General features: G+C 35.6%; 15 protein-coding genes. 12 read left to right on the top strand and 3 right to left on the bottom strand.

From position 1 onward, the window contains the following. Window positions 1-315: 315 nt before the first annotated feature. Entirely contained in the window at window positions 316-678 is a 363-nt protein-coding gene (locus INT04_RS17580) for a YibL family ribosome-associated protein (protein ID WP_193017381.1), read from the bottom strand. 842 nt (window positions 679-1520) lie between these two features. Here INT04_RS17580 and INT04_RS17575 point away from each other — a divergent pair. The 4 genes from INT04_RS17575 (at window position 1521) to INT04_RS17560 (ending at window position 6594) form a co-directional block, all read left to right on the top strand. After that, on the top strand, window positions 1521-2048 hold the full coding sequence (locus INT04_RS17575; protein ID WP_193017380.1) for a fimbrial protein: 528 nt from the start codon (window positions 1521-1523) through the stop codon (window positions 2046-2048). 104 nt (window positions 2049-2152) lie between these two features. After that, on the top strand, window positions 2153-2884 hold the full coding sequence (locus tag INT04_RS17570) for a molecular chaperone (protein ID WP_193017379.1): 732 nt from the start codon (window positions 2153-2155) through the stop codon (window positions 2882-2884). Between the two features lie 4 nt (window positions 2885-2888). Next, window positions 2889-5408: a fimbria/pilus outer membrane usher protein gene (locus tag INT04_RS17565; protein WP_193017378.1), complete on the top strand. Its 2520-nt coding sequence runs from the start codon at window positions 2889-2891 to the stop codon at window positions 5406-5408. Between the two features lie 10 nt (window positions 5409-5418). Further along, a complete protein-coding gene (locus INT04_RS17560; protein ID WP_193017377.1) occupies window positions 5419-6594 on the top strand; it encodes a fimbrial protein in 1176 nt (391 codons plus the stop codon). 165 nt (window positions 6595-6759) lie between these two features. On the opposite strand, the gene yajD is transcribed toward INT04_RS17560, so the two are convergent. Continuing rightward, window positions 6760-7107: an HNH nuclease YajD gene (gene yajD, locus INT04_RS17555; RefSeq protein ID WP_193017376.1), complete on the bottom strand. Its 348-nt coding sequence runs from the start codon at window positions 7105-7107 to the stop codon at window positions 6760-6762. Window positions 7108-7292: 185 nt separating this feature from the next. Between yajD and INT04_RS17550 the strand changes: the two genes are divergently transcribed. Both INT04_RS17550 and INT04_RS17545 read left to right on the top strand, forming a co-directional pair. Next, complete coding sequence (locus INT04_RS17550) at window positions 7293-7826, top strand: DUF2058 domain-containing protein (RefSeq protein WP_193017375.1); 534 nt, start codon at window positions 7293-7295, stop codon at window positions 7824-7826. 129 nt (window positions 7827-7955) lie between these two features. Then, entirely contained in the window at window positions 7956-8438 is a 483-nt protein-coding gene (locus INT04_RS17545) for a cold-shock protein (protein WP_193017374.1), read from the top strand. A 13-nt stretch (window positions 8439-8451) separates the two neighbouring features. On the opposite strand, the gene INT04_RS17540 is transcribed toward INT04_RS17545, so the two are convergent. Beyond that, the gene (locus INT04_RS17540; protein ID WP_193017373.1) at window positions 8452-9150 is read right to left on the bottom strand and encodes an RluA family pseudouridine synthase; all 699 of its coding nucleotides are present in this window, start codon (window positions 9148-9150) and stop codon (window positions 8452-8454) included. A gap of 220 nt (window positions 9151-9370) precedes the next feature. Here INT04_RS17540 and INT04_RS17535 point away from each other — a divergent pair, with 220 nt between their 5' ends. The 6 genes from INT04_RS17535 (at window position 9371) to kduD (ending at window position 15771) form a co-directional block, all read left to right on the top strand. Then, window positions 9371-9616: a DUF2543 family protein gene (locus tag INT04_RS17535; protein ID WP_193017372.1), complete on the top strand. Its 246-nt coding sequence runs from the start codon at window positions 9371-9373 to the stop codon at window positions 9614-9616. A gap of 196 nt (window positions 9617-9812) precedes the next feature. Next, window positions 9813-10553, top strand: coding sequence for a MurR/RpiR family transcriptional regulator (locus INT04_RS17530; protein WP_193017383.1), 741 nt, complete (start codon window positions 9813-9815; stop codon window positions 10551-10553). 330 nt (window positions 10554-10883) lie between these two features. After that, window positions 10884-12440 carry a PTS transporter subunit EIIC gene (locus INT04_RS17525; protein ID WP_193017371.1) on the top strand — a complete coding sequence of 519 codons (1557 nt, stop codon included), beginning with the start codon at window positions 10884-10886 and terminating at the stop codon, window positions 12438-12440. 11 nt (window positions 12441-12451) lie between these two features. Then, a complete protein-coding gene (locus INT04_RS17520) occupies window positions 12452-13822 on the top strand; it encodes an adenylosuccinate lyase family protein (RefSeq protein ID WP_193017370.1) in 1371 nt (456 codons plus the stop codon). Between the two features lie 255 nt (window positions 13823-14077). Then, complete coding sequence (gene kduI / locus INT04_RS17515; RefSeq protein WP_193017369.1) at window positions 14078-14914, top strand: 5-dehydro-4-deoxy-D-glucuronate isomerase; 837 nt, start codon at window positions 14078-14080, stop codon at window positions 14912-14914. 95 nt (window positions 14915-15009) lie between these two features. Further along, the gene (gene kduD, locus INT04_RS17510) at window positions 15010-15771 is read left to right on the top strand and encodes a 2-dehydro-3-deoxy-D-gluconate 5-dehydrogenase KduD (RefSeq protein ID WP_193017368.1); all 762 of its coding nucleotides are present in this window, start codon (window positions 15010-15012) and stop codon (window positions 15769-15771) included. Window positions 15772-15778: the final 7 nt, after the last annotated feature.

Here is a 15778-nt window from a genome sequence, read left to right as displayed (position 1 = left end):
TTTATTAATTGATTTAAAATCAATAAAAAGGAGTCGATATGGACTCCTGTGATCTCTCAAAAACGTCGTTGGTTAAAAGAAACAAAAGGAGTAAGGGCAAATATTGTGGCACTGAAAGATTTGCTGAAAAAAAGTAAGTAAAAAAAGGATAGAATCGTTATTTTTAATGTTAGCTAAACGATTAATGCTATCACTAGAGACGGGTGTAACAAACATGGGCGGTTAATGACTGACGGTTCATAACAACAAAACGTGTATTAAGAACCTTTCAGTATTAGTCGATTATTATCGTTTTTAGTTGGATTGTTTTTCTAACTAGAAATCAGTCCTAGAAAAACCAGTCATATTATCCAGTCCCATTTCGCGGCCTAATGCCGTCATGGGATGAACAATGATCAGGCCTCGTACGGCTTTCTTCAGCTTGCCAATATCCGCTTGTTCTTTCTTAGTGATGGGGCGTTTAAATGGCATATCCACTAACTTCTGTGCTTCTTTGCTTAGTTTATTGTTACGTACTGCTTTAAGACGAACGATTTCAGCTTCCAGTTCTACTCTTTCTTTCTCAAACTCGGCATATTTTTCTGCTTCATCCGTCAGTGATACACCTGCCATCTTGTGACGAATAAGGTCTAAACGGTCGCTAAGGAGTTTGATTTTTGCTTTTTCGATTTCTTTCATTATTAATTAACCGTGAATAAATTTCTTGTCGGCAAGTATACACCATTCTGTGTAAGAGAGTGAAAAGGGATATGGGTTCGTCGTTATTCACAAATTTGGCCTAGCAGTTAGGCTCAGTATCAAAATATTTTTATTTTGTTATTTTCTAACCATAATCTCCCTCAAAAATTTATATTGAGGTATTTATTAATGAGGGTATGGTTAATTTTCTTACTGAGTAAACTCAGGTTATTATCCATCAAATATGACGTCTATAATCAAACAGAATAGGCTAACGTTATCTGAAAATATTTATATATTTATATATTTTCTACCAAATAAAAATCCTAATTTGACGTTCATAAAAAGAGGTGAATTTAAGATTATTAATTTGCATAATGAATTAATCATTTATTTTTATCAATGTAATAATTAATTTATAAAATCGTCTATCAAAAAAAATATGAAATACGTATACATCACAACTAACTTATTGATTATTCAAATAGTGTTTTGAATATATAATAACTAAATTTATTATTTTATTTATTTAATATAAAGATTAAATCATGTAAATCTTATTGTAAAAAAATAAAAATTTTCATTACACCTTGGTTATATTGATAGTCTTTTAATATAAATAATTATTCTAATTACGATGGTAAGTAGCATAAACTACAAAATATATCCTTTATAAAAAACTAATAACCATATTAGTTATATCTACTTAATAATGGTTGTCATAACTCAAAATAATGTTAATTTATAATAAAATACTATTTGGTGTTAATAATCAAAGAGTAAATTAAATCTTAAAATCAAAGAATAATATTTCTCTCCTAGACAATAACAAAGGAATTAAAATGAAAAAACTAACATTATTAACGCTTTCGTTAATAACAAGTTTCGGAATGATTAATAGTGCATATGCTGTTGATGGTGTTATTAACTTTACCGGAGATATTACAGCCCAATCTTGTAAAATTGATGGTGATACACAAGGTACTAAAACTGTTAATTTAGGCTCTGTTCCAGCATCCGCACTTGCGGCTGAAGGCCAAACAGCGGGTAATCAAATTTTTTCGATGAAATTAACGGAATGTGCTGGTGCGGCAACTAAAGTGGCTACACACTTTGAATCATTGGCTTTAGGCTCAGCAGAAAATAGATTAAAACTAGATTCTGCCTCTACAGCAAAAAATGTAGAAATTGCGCTGTATGATCAAAATGGAGTTTTACAACCTGTAAATGGCACCGTTCCTGATGCTAGCTATATTGCAATTACAGATAATACTGCAACATTGAACTATATTGCGGCCTATTATGCTACGGGTGCTGCTACGGCCGGTTCCGCTAACTCTGTTGTTTCTTATACATTATCTTATCAATAAGTTAATGGTCTTTATATATGTAGAGCATAAAGGAGTATAATTAAAAAAGTACCCCTTTATCTCTTCCTTTAGAATTTAGTGTATTATCTAAGGAAGATAAATTAATGAAAGTATTTTCATCTGCTCTTTTTTTATTATTATGGATTTTTTCATTTCAATCAGTAGCAAATGTTATTATTAATGGCACTCGTGTTGTTTATAAAAGTGATCAAAAAGAAGTGACCCTCAGCTTATTTAGTGAAAATGAACTTCCTACACTAGTGCAAACATGGATTGATGATGGTAATTCAAAAATAGCGGATCAAAAGAAACAAATGCAAAATGTTCCTTTTGCGATTATTCCACCTATGTTTCGAATGGAGCCACAACAGGGACAAACATTAAGAATTATTTACACAGGTAAACCTTTACCCATAGATAGAGAATCTGTTTATTGGGTTAATATTTTTGAAATTCCCCCAATGGCAGAAGATGGCCAAGAAAATAGCCTACAGATAGCCTACCGCTCTAGAATAAAATTATTTTTTAGGCCTGTTGAAATTGGGGCAAAAACAACAGATGAGCTATCAAAATCACTTAGCTTTAAATTACTTAATAATAATGGTTTAAAATTACAAATTGATAATAGTTCTGGTCAATATATTTCTTTCTCAACGCTTAAAATAAAATCAGAAAATAGAATATATGATGTTCCTGTAACTGAGCTAGGAATGATCCCTCCATTATCAAATAAAATTTATAGTTTAGATAATAAATTTATTAAAAGTCGTTTAAATATAACGTATGAAATAATTAATGACCAAGGTGGAAGTTCTATCTACAATAAAGAACTATAAAAATATGAATATAACGCAAAATAAATTTTTATTATTATTAGCTATTGCTCTATATACAAATTATAGTAATGCGAGTGATACAAAGCGTTATAAATTCAATCCTGCTTTTATTATAGGAACTAATGATAGTTCTTATGTTGTTTCTAAATACTCTCAAGGAAATCCCATAGAACCTGGTGATTACCTAGTTGATGTGATTTTCAATAAAAAAGAGAGAATTAGAAAAGATATCTCTATCTTTGTAGACGAGAGTGGCAATACATATCCTTGCATAACACCCGATTTATTAGAACAATTTGGTGTAGATATGGAAAAAATTAAAGACGTCACTCATTTTGATAGTAAAAACTGTCTTATTTTTGATAAAAATACCCTTGGTGTTAATGTTAATTTTAACTCACTTAATCTAACCCTAAATATTGACATTCCAATGATTTTTATTAAATCCACACCTAATGGTTATATTGATCCTAATGTTTGGGACGATGGTATCGTAGCGGGTTTTATAAACTATAATGTTAATGCAACGCATAGAAAAAACTCATATGACCATACTAATACAGAATCAAATAACTATTTTATTATGATGAATAGTGGCTTTAATTTAGGGCTTTGGCAGTATCGTAATAATTCAAATTTTAATAGAAATGCGAATGGGGATAAAAAATGGACATCACTTAATAACTATGTCCGTCGCCCTATTGCTTCTATTCATTCATCATTAACTCTCGGTGATCATTTTACTTCTGGGCAGTACATGGAGAGTATTCAGTTTAGAGGTGTTCAATTAAATTCAGATAATAGTATGCTACCTGAATCACAACGAGGTTATTCCCCTATTATTCATGGAATTGCAAATTCAAATGCGACAGTTAGTGTTTATCAAAAGAATAATTTACTATATGAAACCGTAGTATCTCCAGGTGAATTTGAAATAAAGGATTTGCTTTCCACAGGATACGGTGGTGATTTACAGGTAAAAGTAAAAGAAGCAGATGGAAGCATTAATGAATTCACAGTACCTTATTCTTCAGTGGTACAACTTTTACGTCCAACCATGTTGCAATATGATATTGTTGTTGGCGAATTAAATGGCTCAACAATAAAAAACAACCCTAAATTAATTCAAGCAACCGTTGCTAAAGGATTAAATAACTACGTAACTTCTTATATAGGGTCTCAATTATCAGAACATTATCAATCAGCAATATTAGGTAGTGCTTTTAATACCCGAATGGGAGCATTAAGTGCAGATATTACATTTTCTCGTTCTGATTTAGGTGAAGAAACAAAAAATGGCTGGAGCTTAAAACTTTCGCATTCAAAAACATTTGAACCTACCCAAACGTATCTGTCTATTGCTGCATATCGTTATTCTAGCGAAGATTATTTTTCTCTGCATGATGTCGTTTATTATCGTGAAAACAAAGACAGTGCTCAACAAAATTATAGTTATGCTCAAAAAGGGCGATTTGATATTACAATTAATCAGCCTTTATCTAAATATGGATCTTTATACTTATCAGCATCAGATACAACATATTGGAATAGGCGTGGTAGCGAAAATACATTACAAGCAGGGTATACTTTTGATATAGGTCGTATTAATACAGGTATCTCTGTATCAAAAATAAATAATACTACTTTAGATAAAGAGATCGACGGAAGTACAAAAGAAACTCAATATATGCTTTTTATAAATATTCCGTTTTCCGATCCTAATAGTCGTAATTTTTACTCATTAACTAATTCAACGAGTTATTCCGAAGATTCTGGCACCAGTAACCAATTAGGATTGAATGGATCTTTTGATGACAATTCGTTAAATATGTCTTTGGCATTGAGTAGAGACTCACATCAGAATAAAAGTTTTTCAGGCTCTGTCTCTAAAAATACCAGTAAAGGGCAATTTGGTACGACATATAATCAAGGAGATCATTTTAAGCAGTTTACTGGCAATATGATGGGCTCACTTGTTGTACATAGAAATGGATTAACATTAGGTCAATATACACATGATTCTCTCGCGTTAGTTGAAGCAAAAGGCGCCGAAGGTGCAAAAGTAAATAGTGCTTCTAATGTTTATATTGATTCATTTGGTTATGCCGTTGTTCCTTACGTAAACCCGTATAGAAAAAATACTATTTCTCTTGATCCGCAAGGAATTTCTACAAAAACAGATTTGTTATCAACATCAACTAATATCGTGCCTTATCGTGGTGCAATCGCGAAAGTTAAATTTGAAACGGTGATTGGTGAAAAGGTATTAATTACAGTTGATTATTCAGAAATTCCTATTGGGGCGAGTGTAAAAACAAAGGATGGACGTTCTGTTGGCATGATGGGGCAAGCCAATACGTTGTATGCGTCAGGATTACCCAGAGAAGGGCAATTAACAATAAGTTGGGGTAATCAATCAGGGCAATCATGTGCTGTGGATTATGCTCTCCCTGATATAGAAGATAGTCATGATGCACAGCCCATTTATATTAATCAACTGACACTTCCCTGTCATTCTCTATAAAGGATCTACGATGATTGGTTTATTAAAAAATTTTTCTTTTTTATCATTCTGTGTAGCCTTTATTTTACCGTTAGTGAGTGCTCCTTCGCTCGCGGCTAACTGTAAGCGAGAATCAGGCTCTGTTATTCGCCCATATGCGGAATTTCTTAATGAAACGCCTATTCCTGGGGTTAATAATGGTAATTTCCCTTTTCCTGTTAACCAAGTTAATGCGTCATTTAGAACGGCAACAAATCCGACGAATTCTGCAAATTGGAGACTTAAATGTACAGGACCCGTCACGGTAATGCCGGTACTTATCCCTATAAGAAACCCAGAGACTCGATATTTATCAACACACCCCAATATGCAAAGAACGCTTACAGTCGGTAAATATTATTATGGTGCAGAGGTCACTTACACTTCACCACTAGGCGAAACACAGTATTTTCTTGGCAAAGCAGGAACAAGAACTGAAATGAATACTTTCCAGCTTGCTTTAAATGCAACAGAAGAAAATCCTGTTTATCTTACTCTTGATGATTTTAATATTAGCAGTGCTGTAATGTATGGTTATCAGACTGATGAATATCGTACTGCCACCAATTGGGGATGGGGAGGCACTATGGAAGATGTCTATTTTTATTTTGCTGATGGTATTACGGATGCTAAGCCTAAAACACATGTATTTACCGTGTTTTACTCCTTAAGAAGTGTCAGTTTTTTAATTAAAACATGCAACATTTATACTGAAGATCAATTTAAAAATGTCAATTTAGGCAAGGTCTCTAGTCGAGATTTTTCAGGTTCCCACGTTGGTAGTACAACTAATCCGGTGCCGTTTGATCTTCGATTAAATTGCCAGTCTGGTGTTAGTATTTCTTATACCGTCTTTCCATCACAAGCAGATAATGACGCTGATCCATCAAATCAATTGGGTTTAATAAAATTGATGGGCGGGAATGTTGCTAAAGGTTTTTCACTTCAATTAAGGGCATTGCCATTTGGTCAATCTACAGGGACATACAGCCCTGTTCCTTTCTTTAGGCCAATCAGTTCTTCGTCAAAAACCCAAGGAAATGCAAATGCTTCAACTTCTTCTGATACTTTATATTTTGACGCTCGTTATTATCGAACACTGCCAGCATCACAATCGACAGGAGGCAGTGCCAATGCGACCGCTATTATCAGTATTGATTACCAATAAATAAAATTTAAGCGTTCTGTTTTACTTTAAAATAAATAAAAGCAACCATCCGGAAATTCCGGATAGTTCGATTAAAAAGGATTGTTCAGTTTCAAAAGCGAAAGGTGGGTTGTTCTTGCTATTTGAGGTATATCATTTTCGCTTGTTTATGGCCCGATACTTATATTATTTCTTTTTATTTAGCATCGACTTTAAATCAGCGAAAGGGTTATAGGTTGCTTCACCCACCTCTTTTTGTGCGTCTTCCCCTGCGATAACCGTGGTGCCGTACAAGTCTGCTTCTGTGTATTTTGAGTGCTCATGATCATGACAAAACAAACACAATAACTCCCAGTTGCTACCATCTTCTGGGTTATTGGTATGGTCATGATCAATATGATGAACGGTTAATTCACGTAGGTTTGAATAAACAAATTCACGCGTACAGCGCCCACAGACCCAGGGATAGATTTTTAGTGCTTTTTCACGGTAGCCACTTTCCAATCGTGAATAGTTTTTTGGGATCAGAGCCATTGTTAGTATTACCTGTTATAAGAGAAGGTTTGATGATAGTTTTTCCAATATACTCCGAATGCACTAATAGGTTCAAATCTTGTGATACCTATTTCCCTCTATCAACCACCTATCTTACAATCTGATGCACTCTTAGAAATAACAGGTATAATTTCACAACTTATTGAGCAGACTTAGGCATAAAAATGGCAAAACTTACTTTACAAGAGCAGATGTTAAAAGCAGGGCTTGTGACCAGTAAAAAAATGGCAAAAGTTCAAAGAACGGCAAAAAAATCACGTGTTCAGGCACGCGAAGCAAGAGAAGCCGTAGAAGAAAATAAAAAAGCACAGCTTGAGCGTGATAAACAGCTCAGTGAGCAACAAAAACAAGCAATATTATCTAAAGAATATAAAGCGCAAGTTAAGCAACTTATTGAGATGAATAAAATTACGCCAGCAAAAGGTAATATTGATTTTAACTTCACTGATAATAATGTGATTAAAAATATTGTGGTGGATAAGCTAATTCAATCTCAATTAATAAGCGGTCGCCTTGCTATTGCGCGTTTAGATAATGTAGATAAAACTGAATATGCCATTATCCCAGCCAGTGTTGCAGATAAAATAATGCAAAGAGATGTAGATTGTATCTTGTTAAATAATGCACTTAGCCAAACTGAACAAGACGAAGACGATCCTTATGCTGATTTTAAAATTCCTGATGATTTGATGTGGTAATAAACGAAGCAGCTTATATCGTATTCAAATTTATCATCTAGACTTAACCCAAAGGCATAGTCTGTCTAGGCGTTGTGCTTTATACTGCACGCAGAAAAATTCAGTAGATAAACGATTAAGTAGGCGGTAATGGCAATGAATGGAATAATCACAACGTGGTTCGAAGATAAAGGTTTTGGATTTATCAAAGATGAAAATGGTGATAACCGCTATTTTCATGTGATTAAAGTCGCCAACCCTGATCTGATTAAAAAAGATGCAGCAGTAACTTTTGAACCCACTACCAATAATAAAGGCTTATCTGCTTTTTCGGTAAAAGTTTTACCAGAAAGCAAATATATCTATATTGCGGGTGAGCGAGTTAAGCTAACAGCAATTAAATCTTATGTCGTTTACAGCGAAGAAGTTCCCGCTAATACGCGTATTGATAAAGAAAATACGGTACTTTCTGTTGGTGCTTTAATGAATAGCATTAGACCAAAATCAACGGATAATGCGAATGAAATGCGCTCATTGAAAAAGCTTGCGATTACCCTATTTCATGGTGAAATATTAATCTTCTCTGAAGATGAAATAGACATAGATGCTACTGTAAAAGCCCTTAAAATCTAAATTAAATTGGCGTTTAGAATGGGCTCCCGTTATGCGCTTTTATCAGCTCTTGGCTAATGGGGTGAACAAAATGAAGTTCACTTGCATGTAGCATAAGGCGTGGAGTCTGTTCAGTTCCTTTGATTAAACAACCCCCATATAAATCACACCCTAAAATAGGGTGGCCTAAAAACTGGCAATGAATGCGAAGTTGATGAGTACGACCTGTTTCTGGCATAAGCTGTACCCGCGTTAAAGGCAATAATATTCCATTTTCTAGCGTATGATAAAAACGCTCTATAACGTGATAACCAGAGCGTGCGGGTTTGCCATTGATGGGGCAAATCGACATACGTGGAAATAAGGTGGGGTCTTTCGCTATGGGTGCATCTATCACCCCTTCATTTTCTATCAAGTGCCCGCATAACAGCGCGCTGTATATTTTGGTAACCTTACGTTGGCTAAACTGCTGACAAAGAAGTGCATTGATTGCCTTATTTCGCGCAACTAACATTAATCCTGATGTACCAAAATCAAGTCGATGAACAAGTGTGCAATCTGGAAATTGTTTTACTAACCGATAATGCACTGAATCTAAATTTTGTGGATTTTTCCCTGATAGACTGAGTAACCCCGTTGGCTTATTGATAAGCACCAAGTGTTCGTCTTGATAAAGGATTTCGATTTCGCCATGGCAAGGCGGTGCAATAAAAGTATCGATAATCGTAGACATCAGGCTATCCGCAGGAAAGGTGGATGTGGATAATAACGAATTTTAAGCAAACTGGCGAATTTCACGATTTATCTCTGGTTAATTCTATCCAAATACAAAAAACATCAGATCATATACAATAACCTCATATACTCTGTTATATCAGGTTCTCATATAGAAAACGGTCACTTTTCTAAGTGAAAATAACCCCAGATATAAATATTAACCCTGAGGACAATTTATGAACAATGACATCCATTTTAAATATTATGATATGGTCGAAGAGTACTCACTGGAATCAACAAATCCAGTGAGTGAAACTGAAGAAGATGCTTTAGCCCTCTACTTTCAGCTACTGCTAACCCGATTAATGAATAACGAAGAAATCAGTGAAAGCACACAACAAGAGATGGCAAAAGAAGCCGGTATCAGTGAAAAACGTATTGATGATATCGCCATGTTTCTTAATCGCTGGGGTAACGAATAACATATATTGAGCTCAATAAAAATGAGCTCAATAATAGTTTAATTCACAAAATACTCTTCTGATCCTACATAACGATATGATTTAACGTATACTTGTTATACATTTTATTTCACATAAACTCGTGATAAGTACAGATACATTTTTTTGATGTTTTCGGTTTTTATAGGATATTTATATTAAATTTATTAGGTGAAATATACTGGATTTTTTAAAAAATTATGACAATTTAACGATCAGCGAAAAGAAAGTATTAAAATATCTCACCGATAATATTGCCGATATTCCCTATTTAAATATTAATGATTTAGTGGCAAAAACCTTTGTATCAAAAACGGTGATCATTAATTTATCGCAAAAGTTAGGATTTAGTGGATTTAAAGAGCTTAAATTCCAAATTAATAATTATATTTTGACTCAAAATAAAATTGAGAAAACGAGTGCGACATCGTATAAAAAACAATTAGAAAAAAATATTAATAAAACATTTACTTTAATTAATGAAGTGCAAATTCAAGAATGCGCTAAGACGTTGCGCCATTCTCGAAATATTTTTATTGTGGCAAGAGGGACAAGCAAAGCAGTCGGTTATTATCTTGAACACCTTTTGTTTGCTTTAGGACTACATTGTTTTTTTATTAATGATTACAACTTATCTGACTCGTTTACTCGTCTTGTTAATGAAGATGACACCGTTATCTTTATCTCCCTTTCTGGCGGCACTAAAAAAATTATAGAAACGGCAAAAATCGTACAGCTAAAAGATGCGAATATCATTAGTATGACGGCATTTAATACTAATGAATTAACGGGTTATGCAAGCCATGCCTTGTTTTGCTTTGCAGATAATCATGATACAAAAAAAGATGATACGAAATCACGTATTGGCTTTTTTATGCTGGTGGATTTACTGATTAATGAGTTAGAAAATTTACTTTAAGTGTTACTCAAATAAGCATTGATATTAATTGAATATTTTATTTATCATTAATGTGTAAATACTATTAATCTATCCAGTTAAATAAATGATTAATTATTTTAAAATTATCTTTATTTTCAATATTACGACTAAACTTTAAAATAAATATCCATTAATAGAATAAAACAATTTATTCACTATTCTTAATTAATATTTTAATTAAAAAGACCTAGGTCATAAAAAATGACATGAGATAATATTTAAAACCACCACGTCATTCATTTCCTATAATCCCTAAGCTAGAGTACCTCGGTAATTCTTTTATATTCGAGAAGTCATAAGGAAAAAAATATGGCCAGGAAAAAGTTCAGCGAATCTATTCAGCGCTTTGGTAGAACCCTACTTCTACCTATCGGCGTATTGGCACCTATTGGTATGATTTTGGGGATCAGTGGTGCTTTAGTTCAGTCTTATATGATTGCACGCTTTCCTTTCTTAGGAAATGAAACAGTCAATGCCTTATTAGTGAGTATCCGTACTATTGCAGGCGTGGTGTTTGATAATATTCCACTTCTGTTTGCAATGGGGGTGGCGTATGGAATGAGCCACAAAGATAAAGGGATAGCCGTCTTTGCCTCTGTGGTGGGGTATTTAACCTTGATAAGTACTATCAATATCTGGTTGGTATTGACAGGAAAACTGGCTGATCCTGCGATTATGACGCAAGTCGGGCAAATCAAGGTACTGGGTATACAAACCATGAATATCAGTGCCGCAGGGGGGATTATCACGGGATTAATCGCCGCATGGGCAACGGATAAGTTCTATAACCTTGAGCTTCCTACTGCATTTGCTTTCTTCTCAGGAAAAAAATCTGTCGCCATTATTATGGTCGGATTAATGATTGGTGTAGGTGCATTACTGCCATTTATTTGGGAAGTATTAGTGATGGGCTTAACTAAGCTCTCGGTTGTCTTCTTAAGTCCTGTCGGGCCTTTCTTTACCGCGGGTGGTGAACGTCTGTTTATTCCATTTGGCTTACACCACGTCTGGAACGTTTTGTTTAGATTTACCGAAGCGGGCGGTTCTTATGTGATTGATGGGCAAACCTATGTGGGCGTTGTTCCTGCAATGACTGAGGTGCTATTTAATCAAGGGCCAAGCAGCGAATATTGGGCGATGATGCCAAGCCTAACGCGCTTTATGGCACAGCAACAAATGTTGGTTACGCTGTTCCTGTTCCCTGCCATCGCGTTAGCAATTTATAAAACCTCGAAGAAAGAGAACCGTGCTGAAGTTAAATCGATGCTGGTGACAATGGTTTTAACCGCAATGTTAGGTAACGTCACGGAGCCTCTTGAATTTACCTTCGTCTTTATCGCACCGCTACTCTATTTAATTTACGCGATTATTGTGGGGATTGGCGCAGTTCTGCTCTCTTTAGCTGGTGTAGCGATTGGTTATATTCGAGGCACTGTCTTTGACTTCACTATCTTTGGATTACTGTACGAGCACACTAACTGGATCTTCTTAGTGCTTATTGGTAGCACGCTTGCTGTTGTGACCTACTTTATTTTCTACTGGGCTATCGTCAAATTTGATATCAAAACACCGGGTAGAGAAGAATCAAGCAACATGAAAAATACGCTAATCAAAGAAAAACGTTATGGCGAAATTGCTGAGATCTTAATCCGAGCGTTAGGTGGCAAACAAAATATTCGTAATGTTGATAACTGTATTACACGATTACGTATCGATATTAATGAAGTGAATCAAATAGATAAAGAATTAATGTTGGAGTCTGGATGTACAGCATTCTTCTTTCCGGCAGCAAACCATGTCCATGTTATTTATGGCCCTAAAGTCGAATTTGTTCGCAATGCTGTTGATGAAGCAATGAAGAAATAAAAGGATACATGATGAGAGCGTTATACGATTCTAAAAGTAAAACAATCGACGATCGCGGTATTAAAAATCTGCTGTCCAATGAAGCTAAATATTCAACTTGGTTGATGTTTGAAGCAATGTTAGCGCAAGCACAAGCTGAATACGGGTTTATTCCACAGTCTGCCGCGGATGAAATTAAAGAAAAGGCGATTATTGAAAATATCGATTTCGAAGAGATGAACCGTATTTATCAAAAAATCGGTCATGGCTTTGTACCTTTCTTAAAAGTATTGGTGAATGCATGCTCTGAAGAGAGTGGTAAATATGTGCACTACGGCATTACCACGCAAAATATACAGCAAAGTTCACAGCTGTATATGATGAAAACCGTGCACGATAAGTTCATGTTATTACTAAGCGAAATTATTGAAAACTTATCTAAGCTTGCTGAAAAAACAAAGCATATGGTAATGGCAGGTAGAACGCACGGTCGTCATGCTATTCCTATCACTTACGGGTATAAAGTTTCAGTGTGGATCAGCGATTTTATAGATTGCTACCAACGAATGAAAGAGTGCGAAAAGCGTGTATTCACCATTATGATGGGGGGTGCTGTGGGGGCTTTTAACTCAATGCCTGAAGTGGGCATGAAAGTACAAAAACGTGTTGCTGAATTAGTGGGTATGCAAGCAATGGAAGTACCATCACGTAACCTAAGTACGCATAAATTAGAGTACATGATGAACTTGGCACTGATGGCAAATATCTGCCATAAAATTGGTGAAGAAGTGTATAGCACCACGTTAGAAGAAATTGCTGAGGTTTCTGAAGGATTTACCAAAGGCACAGTGGGTAGTAGCACAATGCCTCATAAAATTAATCCCAAATTAGCAAAAGGCATTATCGCTAACTCACAGAAATTGTACTCGTTACCGAATGTGGGTATGTACTCTGCAGTCAGACCTTATGAAGGCGATAGCAGTTCTTATATGTTGTTTGATGGTTTAATTGAGGAAGCATTAGAACTGACAACAGAAATCTTGTTAAGAACGGAAGAACTTTCAAGAACGATTGTGCCTCATGAAGAGAGAATGCTACATAACGTGATGAGAAATAAGGGATTAGATAATACCGAATACGTTATGATGAAAATGGCAGAAAAATTAGGTAAAGATAAAGCGCACGCACTGTTATATGAAGAAGCCATTAAAACGGCAGCAGACGGTGAAGATTTTTATACTAACCTGATGAAAAATGACACCATTACAGCCGCTTTTAATGCAGATGAAATTAAGGCAATGCTTGATCCACGTTCTTATATTGGCTTGTCGGTTGAATTAGCTGAAAAAGAAGCAAAACGTGGGTTAGCGATTTCGCAAGATATTAAGCAGAACTATAAATAAAGTCATCAAGTATTCATCAATAAATTATTATCAGTTAAGTCGGGAGCCACTCAAATTGAGTGGCTCTTTTTTTGTTACTTTTTCGCGAAAATAGTGACTTCTCCCATAAAAAGAACGACATGCTCAAAAAATCAAAACAATGTTTTATATTTTTATTGATGGTTGTGTTTTTTATTGATATCGTGTCTCTATAAAATTGATGCATTTTCATACATTATCATTGATGCCTATCAAGGCTAGGAATTGAGGTTCATTATGCAAACTCGTCAAAGCATTCATAGCGACCATGCCAAACAGCTTGATACAGAAGGCTTGCGCCGTGAGTTTCTGATAGAAGAAGTGTTTAGCTCCAATAAACTCACTATGACTTATAGCCATATTGATCGCATTGTATTTGGCGGTATTATGCCAGTAGATTCTGTGCTGACTTTTTCTAATGAATTAGGTAAATCTTTTGGTGTTACGTACTTCCTAGAACGCCGTGAATTAGGCCTTATTAATATTGGTGGCGCAGGTGTGATTACGGTTGATGGCACAAACTATGAAGTGGGTAAAGCAGAAGCCCTTTATGTAGGTAAAGGCGCTCGCGATGTGAGCTTTAAAAGTGTTGATCCTGCTCATCCAGCTAAATTCTATTATAACAGCGCTCCCGCACATACCACTTATCCAACACGTAAAATCACACAAGATCAGGCTTCTCCTGAAACATTAGGGGATGCAAGTACCAGTAATCGCCGTACTATTTATAAATACCTCGTGCCTAATGTATTACCTACCTGCCAATTAGTGATGGGTATGACCCAACTAGAGGAAGGAAGCCTTTGGAACACCATGCCTTGCCATACACACGAACGTCGTATGGAAGTCTATTTCTATTTCAATATGAAAGAAGATGCTGCGGTATTCCATATGATGGGTAAACCAGATGAAACTCGCCATCTATTAATTCATAACGAACAAGCCGTTATTTCGCCAAGTTGGTCCATTCATGCCGGCGTAGGGACTCAGGCTTATACTTTTATTTGGGGAATGGTCGGTGAAAATCAGGTCTTTAGCGACATGGATCATGTTGCTGTTCGTGATCTTCGCTAATCAAAGTAAATCTGTCACTCACCATAAAACAGTCACTGATTGCGTGATGTAACGGTGATTTTTTTCTACATATTCCCGATGTTAGAGGTAATAGTATGATCCTTAATGCATTCGATTTGAAAGGTAAAGTCGCCATTGTAACTGGCTGTAATACAGGTTTAGGCCAAGGCATGGCTTTAGGCCTTGCTCAAGCAGGTTGCGATATTGTAGGTATTAACCTTGTCGAGCCGACAGAAACCATTGCTGAAGTCGAAGCCTTAGGCCGTCGCTTTTTAAGTTTACAAGCTGATGTGAGTAAAACCAATGAGTTACCCGCATTAGTGGATAAAGCGGTTGCTCATTTTGGACATGTCGATGTTTTGGTCAATAATGCCGGTATTATTCGCCGAGAAGACGCGATTAATTTTACAGAGAAAGATTGGGATGATGTTATGGATCTCAATATTAAAAGTCTCTTTTTCATGTCTCAAGCGGTTGCTAGAAAATTTATTGCACAAGGCACTGGCGGTAAAATTATTAATATTGCCTCAATGCTCTCATTCCAAGGTGGCATTCGTGTGCCGTCTTATACCGCCTCTAAAAGTGGCGTTATGGGCGTAACCCGTTTGTTAGCGAATGAGTGGGCAAGTAAAGGTATTAATGTGAATGCGATTGCCCCTGGCTATATGGCAACAAATAATACAGCTGCTTTACGTGCTGATGAAGAACGTAATGCTGCTATTTTAGAACGTATTCCCGCAGAGCGTTGGGGAGTTCCGAGTGACATGATGGGGCCTGTTGTTTTCTTAGCATCATCGGCTTCTGATTATATTAATGGCTATACCATCGCAGTTGATGGTGGGTGGTTAGCTCGTTAATACGTCA

Origin of the sequence: Proteus sp. FME41 (genome assembly GCF_014897315.1) — a bacterium.
GTDB lineage: Bacteria > Pseudomonadota > Gammaproteobacteria > Enterobacterales > Enterobacteriaceae > Proteus.
Note: the sequence above shows the minus strand (reverse complement) of the source record. Positions and strands in the feature narration are given on the sequence as shown.

What these genes read in the sequence shown, in the direction of transcription:
- INT04_RS17580 (WP_193017381.1), bottom strand. Translation starts at nt 678, where the DNA reads ATGAAAGAAATCGAAAAAGCAAAAATCAAACTCCTTAGCGACCGTTTA.
- INT04_RS17575 (WP_193017380.1), top strand. Translation starts at nt 1,521, where the DNA reads ATGAAAAAACTAACATTATTAACGCTTTCGTTAATAACAAGTTTCGGA.
- INT04_RS17570 (WP_193017379.1), top strand. Translation starts at nt 2,153, where the DNA reads ATGAAAGTATTTTCATCTGCTCTTTTTTTATTATTATGGATTTTTTCA.
- INT04_RS17565 (WP_193017378.1), top strand. Translation starts at nt 2,889, where the DNA reads ATGAATATAACGCAAAATAAATTTTTATTATTATTAGCTATTGCTCTA.
- INT04_RS17560 (WP_193017377.1), top strand. Translation starts at nt 5,419, where the DNA reads ATGATTGGTTTATTAAAAAATTTTTCTTTTTTATCATTCTGTGTAGCC.
- yajD (WP_193017376.1), bottom strand. Translation starts at nt 7,107, where the DNA reads ATGGCTCTGATCCCAAAAAACTATTCACGATTGGAAAGTGGCTACCGT.
- INT04_RS17550 (WP_193017375.1), top strand. Translation starts at nt 7,293, where the DNA reads ATGGCAAAACTTACTTTACAAGAGCAGATGTTAAAAGCAGGGCTTGTG.
- INT04_RS17545 (WP_193017374.1), top strand. Translation starts at nt 7,956, where the DNA reads ATGGCAATGAATGGAATAATCACAACGTGGTTCGAAGATAAAGGTTTT.
- INT04_RS17540 (WP_193017373.1), bottom strand. Translation starts at nt 9,150, where the DNA reads ATGTCTACGATTATCGATACTTTTATTGCACCGCCTTGCCATGGCGAA.
- INT04_RS17535 (WP_193017372.1), top strand. Translation starts at nt 9,371, where the DNA reads ATGAACAATGACATCCATTTTAAATATTATGATATGGTCGAAGAGTAC.
- INT04_RS17525 (WP_193017371.1), top strand. Translation starts at nt 10,884, where the DNA reads ATGGCCAGGAAAAAGTTCAGCGAATCTATTCAGCGCTTTGGTAGAACC.
- INT04_RS17520 (WP_193017370.1), top strand. Translation starts at nt 12,452, where the DNA reads ATGAGAGCGTTATACGATTCTAAAAGTAAAACAATCGACGATCGCGGT.
- kduI (WP_193017369.1), top strand. Translation starts at nt 14,078, where the DNA reads ATGCAAACTCGTCAAAGCATTCATAGCGACCATGCCAAACAGCTTGAT.
- kduD (WP_193017368.1), top strand. Translation starts at nt 15,010, where the DNA reads ATGATCCTTAATGCATTCGATTTGAAAGGTAAAGTCGCCATTGTAACT.